Raw genomic sequence first — 497 nt, 5'->3', positions numbered from 1 at the left:
CACCCCAGCTGCCACTTTCTACCCCTGACGGATCTTTGAACGAGCAGTCGTCCCGAGCAGATAGCATAGACGCTCGCCATGATGAACGGCCGTTCTTTACTTCGTACGCGATCTGAGAAAAATCGATGATGAACTGGTTCGTCAGTGCTTACGGTGACAGATGTGATGCGGCTGTACGCCGTAGTCGAAACTTGAACGCCTTTGATGGTGAGACGCGTAGCATGATATCAGCGGCCGCCGCCATCGAAGGGTCAATCAGTCGCTGGCGCGCAGTTTCGGGAAGGGGTGAAAGTTCAATCTGCCGATTGTATAAACGGGTTCCTGGTGGCTATCGTTTTTTCACTGTCGCTTTTGAATGCTCTGATGAAGTATGGCGGTGGAGGTGTCTGCAGACCGATGGTTCATTGAAAAGCCGTAGTGTCGTACCTCGACAGTTCGCATCCGAGAGGCTAGCGCTCGACAATGCGCGCAATGAACTAGATGGTGATTTCTGGTTG

General features: G+C 52.5%; 1 protein-coding gene. It reads left to right on the top strand.

Annotation, left to right across the window (positions count from 1 at the left end; translation table 11 throughout):
- Nucleotides 1–125: 125 nt before the first annotated feature.
- A partial coding sequence (locus QCE79_RS33625) for a hypothetical protein (protein WP_309851859.1) occupies nucleotides 126–497 on the top strand: 372 nt, incomplete at its 3' end.

The organism is Caballeronia sp. LZ003 (assembly GCF_031451465.1).
Taxonomy (GTDB): domain Bacteria; phylum Pseudomonadota; class Gammaproteobacteria; order Burkholderiales; family Burkholderiaceae; genus Caballeronia.
The sequence above is the reverse complement of the archived record's forward strand: the minus strand, read 5'-3'. Positions and strand labels throughout refer to the sequence as shown.